This window comes from Parvularcula mediterranea, assembly GCF_013085255.1.
GTDB lineage: Bacteria > Pseudomonadota > Alphaproteobacteria > Caulobacterales > Parvularculaceae > Parvularcula > Parvularcula mediterranea.
The window spans coordinates 1,128,382-1,143,020 of sequence record NZ_JABFCX010000002.1 but is presented as its reverse complement, the minus strand read 5'-3'; the positions used below and the strand labels follow the sequence as shown (position 1 = coordinate 1,143,020).

The window sequence follows — 14,639 nt, the reverse complement described above, 5'->3', positions numbered from 1 at the left end:
CTGTTTGACTCAGCGGCGCGCCCCGATAGGGAAGCCGCCGGAACTCTTGCCGCCGATGCACCCCATCGGCGGCGCGCCTATATCAGGCACAGCGTATTCAAGGAGCGCCTCATGGCGGAAGAGAAGAAAGGCTTCATGTCCCGGCTGTTCGGCCGGAAGAAGGAGCACGACCCCCAGGAGCCCAAGGTCGAGGAGACCTCGCGCCCAGACGAGACCTCGCCGCAGGTTGCCGAGGACCTCTCGCCAGACTTGGGCCGGGGCGCCGAGCGGGAAGTCCACTCTGCCACCGTCGAAGAGGACACGGAAGCTGGCGAAGCCACCTTCCTTCATGAGGTGAAGGAAGAAGAAGGCGGCCTGGCCGATGAGACCGAGGACACTCCGCCAAAAAAGCCTGAAGCGCCGGCAGAGCAGGAGCCGGCGCCAAAGAAGAAGGGCTTCTTCGGCAGGCTGACGGAGGGCCTCAGCCGCACGTCATCGAAGCTCGCCTCGGGCGTGACCGACATCTTCACCAAGCGCAAACTCGACGAAGAGACGCTGGAGGAATTTGAAGACCTTCTCATCTCCGCAGACCTTGGCCTCGGACCCACCGAGCGGGTGATCGACCGCCTACGGAAGGAGCGGGTCGGGCAGGACGTCACCGATGAGGAGGTGAAGACCATCCTCGCCGATGTCGTCTCCGAAACGCTGGAGCCGCTGGAGAAGCCGCTCACCATCAACCCGGGTCACGCCCCGCACATTGTGCTCGTCGTCGGCGTCAATGGAGCGGGCAAGACGACGACGATCGGCAAGCTCGCCAGCAAATATGTGGCAGACGGACACTCCGTGCTCCTCGCCGCAGGAGATACGTTCCGCGCCGCGGCGATCGAGCAGCTGGCCGTCTGGGGCGAGCGCGCAGGCGTGCCGGTCGTCACCAAGGCCCACGGCGCCGATGCTGCCGGCCTCGCCTATGAGGCCATAGAGCAGGCCCGCGAAGAAAAGCGCGACGTAGTCCTCATCGATACGGCAGGCCGACTCCAGAACCGCTCGGAGCTGATGGATGAGCTTGGCAAGATCGTCCGTGTGATCCGCAAGCTGGCGCCCGATGCGCCCCACGACACGCTTCTGGTCCTCGATGCGACGGTCGGCCAGAACGCCATCAGCCAGGCCCAGGCCTTCACAGAAATCGCAGGCGTCACGGGCCTGGTCATGACCAAGCTCGACGGCACGGCCAGAGGCGGCATCCTTGTTGCACTCGGTGACAAATTCGCCTTGCCTATCCACTATATCGGCATCGGTGAGGGCATCGAGGACCTCAGGCCCTTCAAGGCTCAGGACTTCGCAAAGGCCCTGACCGCCGAAGTCTGACGATCAGCCAAAGGAACATCATGGAACAAGCGCCCGGTACTGGTCCCGTCAAACTCGAGGGCAATGAGAAAATGGCGGTCGAGTTCGGGCCGATTTTCGCGCTCATCGCCGGCTATGTGCTGCACGGACGGTTGGGACCCCTCCTCGACAATCTGTTCGGTTCGGACCTCTTCAGCGCCGATGATGGCAGGCTCTATGTGGGCCTCGCGCTCTTCATCCCTGCGTTTCTTGCAGCGTTCGCCTTCTCGGTGATCCGCACGAAGAGGGTGGTGCCGCTTCTCGCGGTGACAGGCGTTCTTGTGATCGGCCTCGGCATCCTGACCTTTGTTTTCCAGGACAAGCGGTTCTTCTACATCAAGCCCACGATCGTCTACGCGATCACAGCAGCAGCGCTGGCTGGCGGGCAGCTGGCGGGGAAGAACTTCCTCAAGATCCTGTTCGACGGCGCCTTCGAGATGCCTGATGAGGCGTGGAAGACCCTCACCTGGCGATTCGTCTGGTTCAACGCCGCCATGGCCCTCGCCAATGAGATCCTCTGGCGCACTCTGACTTCAGGCTGCGTTGTCGGCGAGGACTGCGCTGGCGAGGCGTGGTGGCTGGGCATCAAGGGTTTTGGTTTCACCATCGCCTATTTCGTCTTCATCGCTGCTAACGCGCCGCTTTTGATGAAGCATATCAAGGACGAAGGCGAAAAGACGCCCTCGGACGAGAACGCCGAAGGCTGATCGTCAGACCCCGTCAGCGGGGTTTGAGAAGGGCGGGAAGACCTCCTGCCCCATGACTTCCCGGTGGTGACGGAGCGCCCAGTAGACCGTCGGGAAGGCCAGCTCCGTCCAGGGAATGTCCTCCCACGTCACAAGTTTGACATCTTCGCTTTCAGGACCCGCACCGACCCCCTCGGGGTTCAGAAGCTCCGCCCTAAACATAATTTGAACTTGGCCGATCCGCGGGATGGAATAGACCGCCAGGATGCGGTCGAGCTTGAGCTCGGCAAGCGCCTCTTCCCGCGCCTCGCGACGTGCTCCGTCCTCCACGCTTTCGCCGAGCTCCATGTATCCGGCAGGCAGCGTCCAGAAGCCCTTCCTTGGCTCAATGGCCCGTTTACAAAGGAGAATTCGGCCGTCCGGGGACGTCGCAACAGATCCACAGACGATCTTCGGGTTCTGGTAATCGATGAAACCGCACCGCGTGCAGACCTTCCGTTCGCGGTCATCTCCATCGGGCACTTCCTTCTGAAAGGAGGGGTGCGAATCATCGGTATTCGTCATCTCTTCCGGTCTCCAGCTGCAGAGATTCTCCGCGTTCCTATCGTTTCGAGGCCAAAAAGGGTTGCTTCCGTGTGCGAAGTGATCAAATTGGCAAATGTTCGTTAAGGACAACGTGTCAAGTGCCTATGTCAAGGCGATCAGCACGCGACGTTCTTTAGCGGAACAATAGTGGGGCTGCCGCCCCTAACCCTTGAACCCGGCGCGGTGTTCCCGCGCCAAAGACGTCAAAGAGAAGTGACATCATGGCGAAATACGCGCTCGAACAAAGCCCTGGCCACCTCCTCCGCCGGGCCCAACAATATGCAGACGATCTCTACAAGAAAGAGGTTGGCTCTGGCGGCCTCACCGCTCGTCAGTTCACGGTCCTGAACGCCATCAGCGAAAAGGAAGGCCTCTCGCAGACCGACCTCGTTCGCCGCACCGGCATCGACCGCTCGACCCTTGCTGACATGATCGCCCGCCTGATCTCCAAAGGCTACGTCGCTCGTCAGCGCACGAAGGATGACGCCCGCGCGAACTCGGTCAAGCTGACCGCCGCTGGCAAGAAAGTCCTCTCGAGCCACGAATCGAAGGTCATGAAAGCTGAAACCGCTGCTCTCGGCCTCCTGCCGAAAGCCCAGCAGGCTGCATTCATGAAAGCCCTGAAGTCCTACGCTGAAGCTCTCGACAAGATCGAAGCTGAAGCCATGGCTCCGAAGCGCGCTGCCAAGAAGAAAGCCCCGGCCAAGAAGAAGGCCCCGGCTAAGAAGAAGGCAGCTGCGAAGAAGAAGGCTCCTGCCAAGAAGAAGGCACCAGCCAAGAAAAAGGCTCCGGCTAAGAAGGCCCCTGCCAAGAAAGCTGCCAAGAAGACGACCCGTCGTAAGGCCGCCAAGAAGAAGTAAGCTTCTCGCCTAACAGCATAAGCTTCGAAGCCCCGCCGGCACCTGCCGCGCGGGGCTTTTTCGTACGCCGCGCGCCCTAGAGGTCGATGTCGAGGCTGACCGGCGCGTGGTCGGAGGGTTTCTCCCATCCCCGGACATCGCGGTGGATCTTCAGGGCCTGTGGCCCCTTGGCGAGCGCTGCTTCGCGCAGGGGCTCGGACACCCAGATATGGTCGAGCCTGCGTCCCCGGTCCGATGCGGCCCAGTCCTTCGCCCGATAGGACCACCAGCTGTAAAGCTTCTCGTCCTCCGTGGTCAGCTCCCGCGCTACGTCGGTGAAGCCGCCCTTCTTGATCAGGGCTTTCATGGCGTCGGTTTCGACGGGTGTATGGCTGACCACCTTCAGGAGCTGCTTGTGGGACCAGACGTCGTGCTCTCCAGGCGCGATATTCAGGTCCCCGACAATGATCCGCGGCTCTTTCTTCTTCTTGGAGAAGAGCTTTGTCATTTCCTCCATGAAGGCGAGCTTGTGGGCGAACTTAGGGTTCTTCTCCGGGTCCGGCTCATCGCCGCCCGCAGGAACGTAGAAATTGTGAAGCCTTGCCCCGCCCGGCAGGGTCACGGCGATATGGCGCGCATCGCCCATGCCGCAGAACTCAATCGGCTGATGATCCGTGAGCGGCACCCGCGCGACCGTGGCGACGCCGTGATAGGCCTTCTGCCCATTGACGGCCATGTGCTCATAGCCAGCCTTGGCAAAGGCTTTGGCCGGGAACTGGTCGTTCAGGCACTTGGTCTCCTGAAGGCACAGGACGTCCGGCTGCTCTTCTTCTAAGAAGCGGATAACGGAATCGATGCGGAGGCGGACGGAATTGATATTCCAGGTAACGATACGCATGGGGACTTTCTGGCCGAGGGTCAGGCCTTGCGAATGCCCGGCATCGGACTGCCGTCAGCATTCGAGGGGTGGGTCGCCGCAATATCGGGGACCTTGTTCAATTGATCGCAGAGAGCAGCCGCACGGGGCGCGATGGCTTTCCAGTCGAGAAATGACGCGAGCCGGAACTCGGCCCAATCGAGGGTGGAGACCAGAGCGAGCGCTCCGTAGCCTTGCTCGGGCAGCGGTGTGGCGAGCCGGGTGCCGATCTCTTCAAGAGCGGCGACGAGGCCCGCCATGCGGCGTTCCTGCCAGTCCGAAGAACGCTCCGCCTCAGGACGTCTTGTTTCGAGAAAGTAGGCGACGCCGAGCTCCAGAAAGCCCATCAGCACACCGACCATCGCCTCTTCGCGAAGGCGCTGAGCCGGGTCCACTGAGCGCAAGTCCTTGCCGCCAATATCCATCAGCGTCCGGCAGATCAGCGGCGTTTCGTAGAGGCCAAGCCCGTCCGCCATGATGAGCGCCGGAACACGGGCCAGCGGGTTCACGGAGCGATAGTGGTCGTCAAACGGGTTGGCGGTCTCGAAGGCGACGTCAGCTTCCGCGCCGCAGCGCTCACGCACGAGGCGGCAGAGGCGGACATAGGGTGACGTAAGGGACCCGTAGAGGGTCGCCTTGGTCAAAGCGTTCCCTCGCCCCTGGCGCAGGCGCGCATGGTGCCCACGGGGCCCGGATTGTCGATCTGAAGATCGCGGCGGTGGATACGGACGAACTCACGTGAGGCGGCGAGCATATCAGCCACCGCGTCGGAAGAGTTGGGGTCAGCCGTGATGCCGATGACGATCGGTGCCGGGTTGTCGACAACGAAGAGCTGGAGGCGCGCAAGCTCTTCACGCGCCGTGGCAAGCTCGCTCCTGGCCTTCTGGTCGCGGCGGGCTTGTCTCTCAAGCGAGGCGATCCGCAGGCGGAGAGCATTGAGCTCCGCGACGCGGGCCGCATCGAAATCGGCAGAGACGGAGAAGACGCGCTCGCTGCTCGTGCACTCGGAGCGGTCGCCGCCCGAAAGCTTGGCAATGGCAAAGTCGCGCAGAGCCTCCTCGCGGCGGGCGGCCTTCTCGCCGTCACCGACGCCGATGACCAGGAAGCCGTCATAGCGCGGCGCCTCAACGGTCTCAGGGGCTGCGAAGCTCACCGCATCGGTGAAGGTGAAGGGCACAGCGTGGCTGTCGGATTTGACGAAGGTCGCTGCGGCGTTGTTCCAGGCCGGGCGGACAACATAGCGGTCGCCGTGGCTGAAGCGTAGGAGATCGAAACGCACCGAAGCGCCATTGGCGCAGGTCTCGATGGCCCGGTCAGCGAAGGAGCCCGACGGCTCGCAAAGGCTGACATGGCTCGACGCCCGCTCAGCCGGTGCCGCGAGAGACGTCCTGACCGTGCGCACTTGCGGCTGCGGCTGGAGGAGGACGGCCTGGTGCGGGCGGGCGAGGCCAGCCTTCACGGTGGTGCGGGTTGCGTTCTCATCGGCGAGCGTGCCGGCTGCGATGAAACCGGCGACGACGAACAGAGCGCCGATGCCCACCAGCACCGAATTACGAATGATCGGCGTGCCGCCTGCGCGCCAGCCGGACTGGCTGCTGCGACCAACGATTTCAGGATCCAGAAGCGGCGGCGGTGAGGTTTGCAGGCTGTTGGTCCTGACCTCGTCGCGACGCGGCGAATTCAGGCTGTCCCAGAAAACAAAGATGAAGAGTCCAAGGAAGGCGAGCATCGCCATCCCAAGCACAGCCACCCCCGCGGCTGAGTCGAAAACGCCAATCATCTGCCCGAACAGGTCCATCATGGCCCACGCCCCAGTTAAGAAACCTTACCGAACCCTTAGCATGGGATTTCCGGGGTGCCTAGGCGCGCCACCTTCTTCTTACGGTTGCCCGCGAAGCCTTTTGACGACTGGGCTGGGCAGGTCTAGCGGGCGGTTATGGATGCGTTTCTTCCCGAGGCCCTGCCGCTCTGGGCGTTCTTCGCGATCATGCTGGTCAGCTTCATTGGCTCGGCGATCACGGCGGCGCTGTCGATTGGCGGAGGGCTCCTTCTTATCGGAACGATGAGCGCCCTTCTCCCTCCCGCGGCCGTCATTCCCGTCCATGCGGTGGTCATGGTGGGCAGCAATGCGGGCCGGTCGGGGCTTCTTCTTCCGCATGTGGAGTGGCGGATCATCGGCTGGTTTGCAGCTGGTGCACTGGTCGGCGGACTGATCGGCGCGCAGGTCGTGTTTGGTCTGCCGCCCCAGATCCTGAGGCTCGCGATTGCGGCCTTCATCCTCTTCACCCAGTGGGGGCCGAAGGTTTCGCTGCCGCTCGGCGCGCCGTTCTATGCGCTTGCGGGAGGGCTTTCGATGTTCCTGACGCTGTTCGTCGGGGCTTCAGGGCCGTTCATCACGGCGATCCTTGCCAAGATCCCGCAGTTCTCGCGCCTGGCGCTCATCGCGACGGCAGGGGCCTGCATGACCCTCCAGCATGGCGGAAAGGTCCTGATCTTCGGGATCAGCGGCTTTGATTATGGGGCCTGGCTCGGCCTGATGGCAGCGGCACTCGTCGCAGGGTTCGCGGGTACCTTCATGGGCACCCGCTTCCTGAAACGCATCGATGAAGCCCTCTTCCGCAAGGCATTGAAGTGGCTCCTGACGGCGCTCGCCGTCTGGCTGATCTTCCTCGCCGTCTCAGACTAAAAAAGCGAGAAGGACTGACCGACCACGGCCACGGGCCAACGACCAAGCTCGAAGAGCTTGAGCTTACGGGTGAAGAGGTGCTCCTCAAGCTCCATCTCCGGATCGATCTCCGCCACGAGCAGCGCCAGCGCCGCGTTGACCGAAGCCTGCACGGCAGCGCCGACTGCGAGGTTTTTCACTGCCTCGTCGCCGATCTCCCAAATGGCGCTCTCTTCCTCCATCGCCTCCTTGGCGGACTCGCCAGCCTTGGAGGTGATAAGGCGCACGGCGATCTCGAGGGCGTCTTCGGACAGGACTTCGAGCGCTCGGGCCGTCAGGTCAGCCCGCGCCAGCTCTTCGGCTTCCCACGCAGGGCTCGCCCAGTCATTGGTCTCAGCCGCATCCGCAGCATCTTCGGGCGTTGGCAAGATGGCGAGGTCGGCTTCAGGGAAGCCAAGCGCGTCGACATAGGCTTCGGCCGTCCGGCGCACCTTGTCCGTGGGCGGCTCGCCCAGATGCGCGAACCAGCTGAACTGGGTCAGCCCTTCGGACAGGCGGCGCACGCCGAAGAGCAAGGGGATCTCCCGCTCCAGCTCACCAAACAGCTCAGGATCGACCTCGGGCAGGTCTTCTTCGTTCTCAGGGTTCAAGGGATCACTCCGCCTTGGAAAAGAAAGCGCCCGCTTCCTTCGGACGGGAAGCGGGCGCGGTCTAGGGCGTCTTCCGGGCCAGCGCGGCCCGTACGGTTCCAGTTCGGGGGGGCAGAGTTCACCGGAACCGTGCTTTTACGGTAACGCTGGAACTCTTTTCTGGATAGTTACACCGCGGTAAAATTTGACTGTGGTAGGATAACAACACACTCAAAGAGCTAGTTGTCCGAAAGAAACAGTCCTTCGGATTCGGGGACCCGGAACAAGCGGTTGGGAAGCCTGCGCTTTTCCTCGACGCCTTCGAGATTCACCGCGGTCATCTGACCACCGGGATCGATGAAGGACCAGCCCGCCAGCTGCATATTCTCTGGCTCAAAGAGCAGAGCGAGCCTGCCGCGCAATTCCTCGTCACGAGCCGCGAGCACGATCTTGATGCCGTGACGGTCTTCACGGACGGAGAGAACCTGAGCCGCTTCGAGGTCGAGTTCCTTGGAAAGGAGGAACCTGAGCGGCGTCTGACCCACAGGATAGCTGTCCGTGGTCTTGAGCTCAGCGTCATGGACATAGACCATACCGCCAACCGCCACGATCAGCATCGGGTTCGGCTCTTCATATTCAAAGCGAAGCTTGCCGGGACGCGAGAGATAGAAGCGGCCCTTCGAGATTTCGCCCGACGGTGCGTATTGGGTGAACTGAGCTTCCATCGAGCTGATCGATTCGAGCCCCTCGGCAGCAGCCTCCAGAAGGCTGTGGCTGCGGCCTTCGCTGACCTCGGCATCGCTGGCGGGTCCGTCATCCTGAGAGGAGAGCGGCGCGGCGGAGACTGTGGCAGCTGTTATGGCTGCCAGGACGAGGTGCGATACGGACACGAAAAGAACCCTGACTTTCTTGACCCTCGCGGCTTAGACGCGGGGGCGTTGGCCGCGAAGTGTCGATCCGGAAATCTCCCGGATACTGGCTGATTTGCAACAGTTCTTTCTGAATGGAACTGCTTTGACGCCCGATCCGTGGCGGCCCGCTGTAACGAGGCGTGTTAGGGGCCAGGCATGGACAGCCTTCCCGCCTCCCAAGCCGAGCTTTTCGAAGCCTTCGACCGGCGCGATCCGAATTTTGATGGCGAGGCGTTCGCCGCCGTCACGAGCACAGGCATCTTCTGTCGCTTCTCCTGCCCCGCGCGGAGGCCCAAGCCTGAAAACCTTCGCTTCTTCGGCTCAGCGGAGGCCTGCATGGAAGCGGGGTTCCGGCCCTGCAGGCGCTGCCGCCCCTTGGAGAATGGGCGCGATCCGCTCGTGGCCTCGCTCCTCAAGGCGCTGAGCGACGAGCCTGCGAAGGTTTGGAGCGAGGCCGACATCGCAGCCCTCGGCCATGACCCCTCCACCGTCAGGCGCGCGTTCAAGCGTTCGGTGGGCAAGACCTTTCTCGAATTGGCACGCCTGTCCCGGATTGGTGCGGCCGCGAAGGAGAAAGCCGCCGGCGCAAAGGTCATAGACGCACAGCTCGCGGCGGGCTTCGAGAGCCCAAGCGGTTTCAGGGCCGCGTTCGCGAAGCTTCTTGGCCGGGCACCGTCTGCTCTCAATAAGGCATCGAGCCTCGGGGCCACCGCCATCCAGACGCCCCTCGGGCCGATGGTGGCGATCGGCGATGACAAAGCGCTCTGGCTCCTCGAATTCGCCGACCGGAAGGAGCTGCCTCAAGAGATTGCCTCGGTCGAGACGCAGGCCGGAGCCCAAGTCAGCCTTGCGCCAAAGGCGTCCCTCGCCACGATCGAGGCAGAGCTTTCCGCTTTCTTTTCAGGGGACAAGCTTTCCTTCGAAACCCCGGTCATCCCCTACGGCACTGTCTTCACCGGCGGCGTCCACCGGGCGCTCACCGGGATCCCTCCCGGAGGAACCATCAGCTACCGAACCCTCGCGGAGCGCATCGGGAAGCCCTCCGCCATGCGCGCCGTGGCCCGGGCCAATGCCTCGAACCGCCTCGCCATCATCGTCCCCTGTCACAGGGTCATCGCGGCTGACGGCAAGATTTCAGGCTATGCAGGAGGGGTCTGGCGGAAGCGCTGGCTCCTCGAGCACGAGCGCCGGGTGGTTAACAGGGAGTGATGGAATATCCTTTGCAAGTCCCTAACGCGGGGCTGGCGAAGACCAAGGCTGTCCCCTCGTTCATGCCGCAACAAAGGGACAACCACCGTGGGCAACAACTTCCTCAAGGGCGCAGCAGCGGCCCTCACCGCCGCCGCCATGGCAGCAGCATCGGCCAGCGCCGCCACCTTCATCGTCGAGCAGGAAAAGACTGCCGGCGCCGGCGACTTCAAAATGCTCGGCTATCTCGACAGCTATGACGCTTCCGGCATGACCGCCGCCGAAGCCTACTCCTTCCACACGCCGAACCGTTACAGCTACAATGGCGAGCTGAACGGCCTTCCCGCCGCCCAGTCCGGCCAGGCCCAGATGTTCCTCGTGGACACCTCTGAAGGTCTCGCCTTCTTCTTCGTGTTGGATGCCGTGAACGACGGCTCTGGCGGCAACGCCGACACGTTCTGGAACCTCGCTGATGATCCCAATGGCGCCGGCCTCATGGTTCGTGACGACGATCCGGGCAATGATTTCTACACGGAAGGTACCTACGATTTCTCCATCGACCACCAGTGGTTCGGCTGCTGCACCGACGGCTACGTGATTGGCGAGCTTGACGGCGAGTTTGTCATGACTGGCGGGTTCGACAGCTTCAGCCGCCTCAGCCAGTGGATCGTGCGTGGTAATGGCGTCGACACCGACCTCATCCTCGAAGAGGGCCGCCGCGCCCGGATCAGGACGATCAACAGCGAAGTGCCGACCCCGGCAGCAGGCCTCCTTCTGGTTACCGGACTCGCCGGCATGGCAGCGCGTCGTCGCCGCAAGGCCTGACCTCAAACGCCTGATTGTCTGAGAACAGACGATCAGGCGGACCCATCAATAAAGCTTACCGCAACGATCCAAAAGAGGGAGAATTCCTTATGCGTACTATCACGACTATGGCTGCCTGCGCAGCGGCGGCATTGTCCGCACCGGCCCTTGCGGCAACGACGGTTCTCGATTTCGAGGGTCTGGGCAACAACGAACTCGTCGGCAATTTCTACAATGGCGGAGCGGGCGCCAATTACGGGATCTCGTTCTCGAATGCCCTTGGCCTCATCGACGCTGATGCGGGGGGAACCGGTAACTTCGCCAATGAGGCAAGCGCCGACACTGTGATCTACTTCTTATCCGGCGGGGCAGCGACCATGAACGTCGCTAACGGCTTCAGCACCGGCTTCTCGTTCTTCTACACCACGAACAGCTCCGGCTCGGTGACGGTCTATGACGGCCTGAACGGAACCGGGAACGTCCTGGCGAGCATTGACCTTGACCCGACCCCGACCGGTCCGGGTGACCCAGGCGGTTCGGGGCCGTTCAACACCTTCCGCAACTACGGTGTGTCATTCGTCGGGACCGCGCTTTCCGTCGACTTTGGCGGCGTTGCGAACCGTGTGGCCTTCGACAACATCACCCTCGGAGCGACCTCCGCGATCGTGGATCCTGTTCCAGTTCCTGCGGCAGGGCTTCTTCTTCTCACCGGTCTTGGCGGCATGGCACTGCGCCGTCGCCGGAAGGCCTGATCAAACACAATGGGCCTTTTCGCAACGCGAGAGGGCCCGCTTTCCTCCCGTTATAAATGTAAACGTTCTCGTTTCATTTCTAACGATTCCGTGATAATCTTGACGACGGATCACGCTTTCGGGGGAAAGACCCATGCTTAACAAACTACTCAGCGGCCTCGCCGCAGCCGCAGCCGCTTTCGGCATGGCCCAGGCTGGCACCTACATCGTCGAACAAGAGACTTCGGCTGGCTCGAACGTCTTCACGACGGTCGCGACCATCCAAAGCTACGACGGCACCACCCGCACCACGGCGGGCAACTACAACCTCAGCAACGCCAGCTATAACGGCCGCCCGGGCCTGCCTGTTCCGGTCGCAGACGGCGTCATGATGTTCATCGTCGACTCCAGCACGGGTCCTGCCCTGTTCATGGTCTTCGACGGCATCAGCGACAGCACGCGCGGCAACGCCGCACAGACCATCGAGATGCTCTCGGGCTCGGCTTCGGTCGCCGTCTCTGACGATGGCTCGGAATCGGCTTCGGTGTCCGGCAACACCTTCTCCTACGGCTTCCGTTGGGCTGGCTGCTGCACGGATGGCCTCGCGCTTGACCTGAGCGGGATGTTCTCGCTCGAGCAGGAATTCCAATCCTTCTCCGGCCTCAGCAGCTTCCTCGTTTTCAGTGAAGGCGAAGGCTCGACCCAGCTTGAGCTCGGCACCGGTCTTGCGACCCGCATCTCTGCGGTTCCTGTTCCGGCTGCTGGCCTGCTTCTCGTGACCGGCCTCGCTGGCCTCGGCCTTCGGAAGCGCCGCCAAGCATAAGCTTTGTACCAAGACGTATCGGAAACGGCCTCGCCTCGGCGGGGCCGTTTTTCTATGCGGCGTCCTCGCCGATCAGGATTTCACGCTTGCCAGCATGGTTGGCCTGGCTGATGATCCCCTCGTCTTCGAGCTTTTCGATCAGGGTCGCTGCGCGGTTGTAGCCGATCTGCAGGCGGCGCTGGAGGTAACTGGTCGAAGCCTTCCGGTCACGGACGACAATCGCCACGGCCTGATCAAAGAGCGCATCGCCGGAGCCGGTGTTGCCACCAAGGTCGAGGCCGAGCTGGCTGGCGACTGCGTCGTCATCCTCGTCGCCTTCGGTGACTTCCTGAATGTAATCAGGCTTGCCCTGCGATTTGAGGTGATCGACGATCTTCTCGACCTCGCCATCGGCCACGAAGGCGCCGTGGACGCGGGTGATCCTGCCCCCGCCCGCCATATAGAGCATGTCGCCCTGGCCGAGCAGTTGCTCCGCACCCTGCTCACCGAGGATCGTGCGCGAGTCGATCTTCGAGGTGACCTGGAAGGAGACGCGGGTCGGGAAGTTAGCTTTGATCGTACCGGTAATGACGTCCACGGACGGCCGCTGGGTAGCCATGATGAGGTGGATGCCTGCGGCCCGCGCCATCTGGGCGAGGCGCTGGACCATCGCTTCAATATCCTTGCCCGCGACCATCATCAGGTCTGCGACCTCGTCGATCACCACGACGATATAGGGCATCTTGTCTTCGTCGAGGATCTCCTCCTCGTAGGTCGGCTCGCCCGTCTCGGCGTCGTAGCCTGAATGCACCTTCCGGGTCAGCGGCTCGCCCGTGCTGGCAGCCTCGGCGACCTTGTCGTTGAAGCCGTGAATGTTCCTGACACCGACCTTCGACATGCGCTTGTAGCGCTCTTCCATCTCGCGGACGGTCCATTTGAGAGCGACCACAGCCTTGCGAGGGTCCGTGACGACTGGAGCGAGAAGATGTGGGATCCCTTCGTAGACCGAGAGCTCCAGCATCTTCGGGTCGACCATGATCATCTTGCACTCCTCAGGAGGCAGACGATAAAGGAGCGACAGGATCATGGTGTTGATGCCCACCGACTTACCCGAGCCGGTCGTACCGGCGATCAGGAGGTGAGGCATCTTGGAGAGGTCGGCATATTGCGGCGTGCCGCCAATATCCTTTCCGAGGGCGAGGGTCAGGGCCTTGCCGCTTTCGAATTCCTCCGTGACCAGCATTTCGCGGAAGTAGACCATCTCGCGGTCGTCGTTCGGCAGCTCGATGCCGATGGCATTGCGCCCCGGCACGACGGCCACGCGGCAGGCGACGGCGGACATCGACCGGGCGATATCGTCAGCAAGGCCGATCACGCGCGAGGACTTCACGCCTGCTGCCGGCTCGAGTTCGTAGAGCGTGACCACAGGGCCAGGACGCACACCGATGATCTCGCCGCCGATTTTGAAGTCGGCGAGGACGCGCTCAAGCATCCGCGCGCGTTCTTCAAGGTCGGCATCGGCGAGGACCTTGCGGTCCTTGGCATTCGGCGCCTTGAGAAGCTGCACGCCGGGGAACTCGTAGGCGTCGCCTGGCTTCCTGAGATGCGGGCGCTTCTTCGGAGGCACCTTGCGGACCTCGCGCTTGATGCGCGGCTCTTTGGACTTGGGCGCAGGTTTGATCGCTTCGGGGATGTCGGAGATCTCTTCCGCTTCCGGAGCTTCTTCCTCCGCCTCTTCGTCGAGCGCGGTCATCGGGCCAGGCTCAGGCAGGCTCTCGCCCTCCTCTTCCTCGACCTCGCGGACAAAGAAACGGCGGTATTGGCCTTCGACCCATTCAGCGGCCGTGTCGTAGCTGAAGACGATGGCGTCCCATGCGGCGATGGCGTGGGCGATGCGCACGCCGCCTGCGAAGGCGAGAAGCGCGGTGCCCGCGGCGCCGAGGAGACCAGCGGCGATCATCCGGGCGAAGGGAAGCGAGACAGCTGAAAAGCCGCCTTGAAGAACCGACAGGGCGCCATCGCCTGCAAGCCCGCCAAGGCTGACCACGAAGGGCCAGTCGAGCGGGCGGGGCCAGGCAGCAAGGCAGCCGCCAAACAGCAGGACGCCGAGCGGCAGGGCGCCAGCCTTCAGCCATGCCGAAAGAGGCGTTCGGAGCGGTGTGCCGTAAAGGACCGCATCAACGCCCCAGAGAAGAAGAACAAGGAGCGCCGGGATCGCCGCGCCGCCAAAGCCCTGAAGAAGGGCATCGGAAATGACCGCGCCGAGGCCGCCGCCGACATTCGACACCACTTCTCGGGCCGTTGCGTTCGAAAGGCTCGGATCGCTGATCGAGAAGCTCGCGATCGCGAGAAGCGAGAAAACAGCCGCCAGCACGAGCGAAGCACCGCCCGAACGCGCCACGGACAGGCGGATAGCGGCCTTGAGCTGCTCTTTGGGGTCAGGCTTGCGGGAGGTCTTGCGGCGGGGCACGGGCTCTGGCGATCAGGTAGCTTCAGGTCGCGCCGAATGAAGCCCCTGCGG

The 14,639-nt window shown here is 62.8% G+C and carries 15 protein-coding genes; 8 read left to right on the top strand and 7 right to left on the bottom strand.

The window, feature by feature from the left end:
• Window positions 1-111 precede the first annotated feature (111 nt).
• Both ftsY and HK107_RS06160 read left to right on the top strand, forming a co-directional pair.
• Window positions 112-1,344, top strand: a complete 1,233-nt coding sequence (ftsY, locus tag HK107_RS06165; protein ID WP_233061147.1) for a signal recognition particle-docking protein FtsY — start codon at window positions 112-114, stop codon at window positions 1,342-1,344.
• A gap of 20 nt (window positions 1,345-1,364) precedes the next feature.
• Window positions 1,365-2,069, top strand: coding sequence for an inner membrane-spanning protein YciB (locus HK107_RS06160; RefSeq protein ID WP_173197726.1), 705 nt, complete (start codon window positions 1,365-1,367; stop codon window positions 2,067-2,069).
• Between the two features lie 3 nt (window positions 2,070-2,072).
• On the opposite strand, the gene HK107_RS06155 is transcribed toward HK107_RS06160, so the two are convergent.
• Window positions 2,073-2,612, bottom strand: a complete 540-nt coding sequence (locus HK107_RS06155) for an NUDIX hydrolase (protein WP_173197724.1) — start codon at window positions 2,610-2,612, stop codon at window positions 2,073-2,075.
• Window positions 2,613-2,854: 242 nt separating this feature from the next.
• On the opposite strand from HK107_RS06155, the gene HK107_RS06150 reads away from it, so the two are divergent.
• On the top strand, window positions 2,855-3,493 hold the full coding sequence (locus tag HK107_RS06150) for a MarR family winged helix-turn-helix transcriptional regulator (protein ID WP_173197722.1): 639 nt from the start codon (window positions 2,855-2,857) through the stop codon (window positions 3,491-3,493).
• A 76-nt stretch (window positions 3,494-3,569) separates the two neighbouring features.
• On the opposite strand, the gene xth is transcribed toward HK107_RS06150, so the two are convergent.
• The 3 genes from xth to HK107_RS06135 are packed head-to-tail and all read right to left on the bottom strand — an operon-like array spanning window position 3,570 to window position 6,189.
• Complete coding sequence (gene xth / locus HK107_RS06145; protein WP_173197720.1) at window positions 3,570-4,370, bottom strand: exodeoxyribonuclease III; 801 nt, start codon at window positions 4,368-4,370, stop codon at window positions 3,570-3,572.
• A 20-nt stretch (window positions 4,371-4,390) separates the two neighbouring features.
• A complete protein-coding gene (locus HK107_RS06140) occupies window positions 4,391-5,032 on the bottom strand; it encodes a glutathione S-transferase family protein (protein ID WP_173197718.1) in 642 nt (213 codons plus the stop codon).
• A complete protein-coding gene (locus HK107_RS06135; RefSeq protein WP_173197717.1) occupies window positions 5,029-6,189 on the bottom strand; it encodes a hypothetical protein in 1,161 nt (386 codons plus the stop codon). The genes HK107_RS06140 and HK107_RS06135 overlap by 4 nt, the downstream gene beginning before the upstream one ends.
• A 135-nt stretch (window positions 6,190-6,324) precedes the next feature.
• Here HK107_RS06135 and HK107_RS06130 point away from each other — a divergent pair, with 135 nt between their 5' ends.
• A complete protein-coding gene (locus HK107_RS06130) occupies window positions 6,325-7,074 on the top strand; it encodes a sulfite exporter TauE/SafE family protein (protein ID WP_173197714.1) in 750 nt (249 codons plus the stop codon).
• On the opposite strand, the gene HK107_RS06125 is transcribed toward HK107_RS06130, so the two are convergent.
• Together HK107_RS06125 and HK107_RS06120 are read right to left on the bottom strand one after the other, a co-directional pair.
• Entirely contained in the window at window positions 7,071-7,703 is a 633-nt protein-coding gene (locus tag HK107_RS06125; RefSeq protein WP_173197712.1) for a hypothetical protein, read from the bottom strand. The two genes, HK107_RS06130 and HK107_RS06125, sit on opposite strands and share 4 nt — an antisense overlap.
• Window positions 7,704-7,921: 218 nt before the next feature.
• Window positions 7,922-8,572 (bottom strand): LolA family protein, encoded by a 651-nt coding sequence (locus HK107_RS06120; protein WP_173197710.1) that lies wholly within the window; start codon window positions 8,570-8,572, stop codon window positions 7,922-7,924.
• Between the two features lie 177 nt (window positions 8,573-8,749).
• Between HK107_RS06120 and HK107_RS06115 the strand changes: the two genes are divergently transcribed.
• From HK107_RS06115 to HK107_RS06100, 4 genes are all read left to right on the top strand, one after another.
• Window positions 8,750-9,802 carry a bifunctional transcriptional activator/DNA repair enzyme AdaA gene (locus HK107_RS06115; RefSeq protein ID WP_173197708.1) on the top strand — a complete coding sequence of 351 codons (1,053 nt, stop codon included), beginning with the start codon at window positions 8,750-8,752 and terminating at the stop codon, window positions 9,800-9,802.
• Between the two features lie 87 nt (window positions 9,803-9,889).
• Window positions 9,890-10,606, top strand: coding sequence for a VPLPA-CTERM sorting domain-containing protein (locus tag HK107_RS06110; protein ID WP_173197706.1), 717 nt, complete (start codon window positions 9,890-9,892; stop codon window positions 10,604-10,606).
• Between the two features lie 89 nt (window positions 10,607-10,695).
• Window positions 10,696-11,337 carry a VPLPA-CTERM sorting domain-containing protein gene (locus HK107_RS06105; protein WP_173197704.1) on the top strand — a complete coding sequence of 214 codons (642 nt, stop codon included), beginning with the start codon at window positions 10,696-10,698 and terminating at the stop codon, window positions 11,335-11,337.
• 133 nt (window positions 11,338-11,470) lie between these two features.
• Window positions 11,471-12,139, top strand: coding sequence for a VPLPA-CTERM sorting domain-containing protein (locus HK107_RS06100; RefSeq protein ID WP_173197702.1), 669 nt, complete (start codon window positions 11,471-11,473; stop codon window positions 12,137-12,139).
• Between the two features lie 52 nt (window positions 12,140-12,191).
• Here the strand turns inward: HK107_RS06100 and HK107_RS06095 are convergent, their stop codons facing one another.
• Window positions 12,192-14,588 carry an FtsK/SpoIIIE family DNA translocase gene (locus HK107_RS06095; RefSeq protein ID WP_173197700.1) on the bottom strand — a complete coding sequence of 799 codons (2,397 nt, stop codon included), beginning with the start codon at window positions 14,586-14,588 and terminating at the stop codon, window positions 12,192-12,194.
• Between the last annotated feature and the right edge of the window lie 51 nt (window positions 14,589-14,639).

Excerpts from the sequence above, each read along its gene's own strand:
- ftsY (WP_233061147.1), top strand. The coding sequence starts at position 112 with ATGGCGGAAGAGAAGAAAGGCTTCATGTCCCGGCTGTTCGGCCGGAAG.
- HK107_RS06130 (WP_173197714.1), top strand. The coding sequence starts at position 6,325 with ATGGATGCGTTTCTTCCCGAGGCCCTGCCGCTCTGGGCGTTCTTCGCG.
- HK107_RS06135 (WP_173197717.1), bottom strand. The coding sequence starts at position 6,189 with ATGATGGACCTGTTCGGGCAGATGATTGGCGTTTTCGACTCAGCCGCG.
- HK107_RS06105 (WP_173197704.1), top strand. The coding sequence starts at position 10,696 with ATGCGTACTATCACGACTATGGCTGCCTGCGCAGCGGCGGCATTGTCC.
- HK107_RS06100 (WP_173197702.1), top strand. The coding sequence starts at position 11,471 with ATGCTTAACAAACTACTCAGCGGCCTCGCCGCAGCCGCAGCCGCTTTC.
- HK107_RS06150 (WP_173197722.1), top strand. The coding sequence starts at position 2,855 with ATGGCGAAATACGCGCTCGAACAAAGCCCTGGCCACCTCCTCCGCCGG.
- HK107_RS06155 (WP_173197724.1), bottom strand. The coding sequence starts at position 2,612 with ATGACGAATACCGATGATTCGCACCCCTCCTTTCAGAAGGAAGTGCCC.
- HK107_RS06160 (WP_173197726.1), top strand. The coding sequence starts at position 1,365 with ATGGAACAAGCGCCCGGTACTGGTCCCGTCAAACTCGAGGGCAATGAG.
- HK107_RS06115 (WP_173197708.1), top strand. The coding sequence starts at position 8,750 with ATGGACAGCCTTCCCGCCTCCCAAGCCGAGCTTTTCGAAGCCTTCGAC.
- xth (WP_173197720.1), bottom strand. The coding sequence starts at position 4,370 with ATGCGTATCGTTACCTGGAATATCAATTCCGTCCGCCTCCGCATCGAT.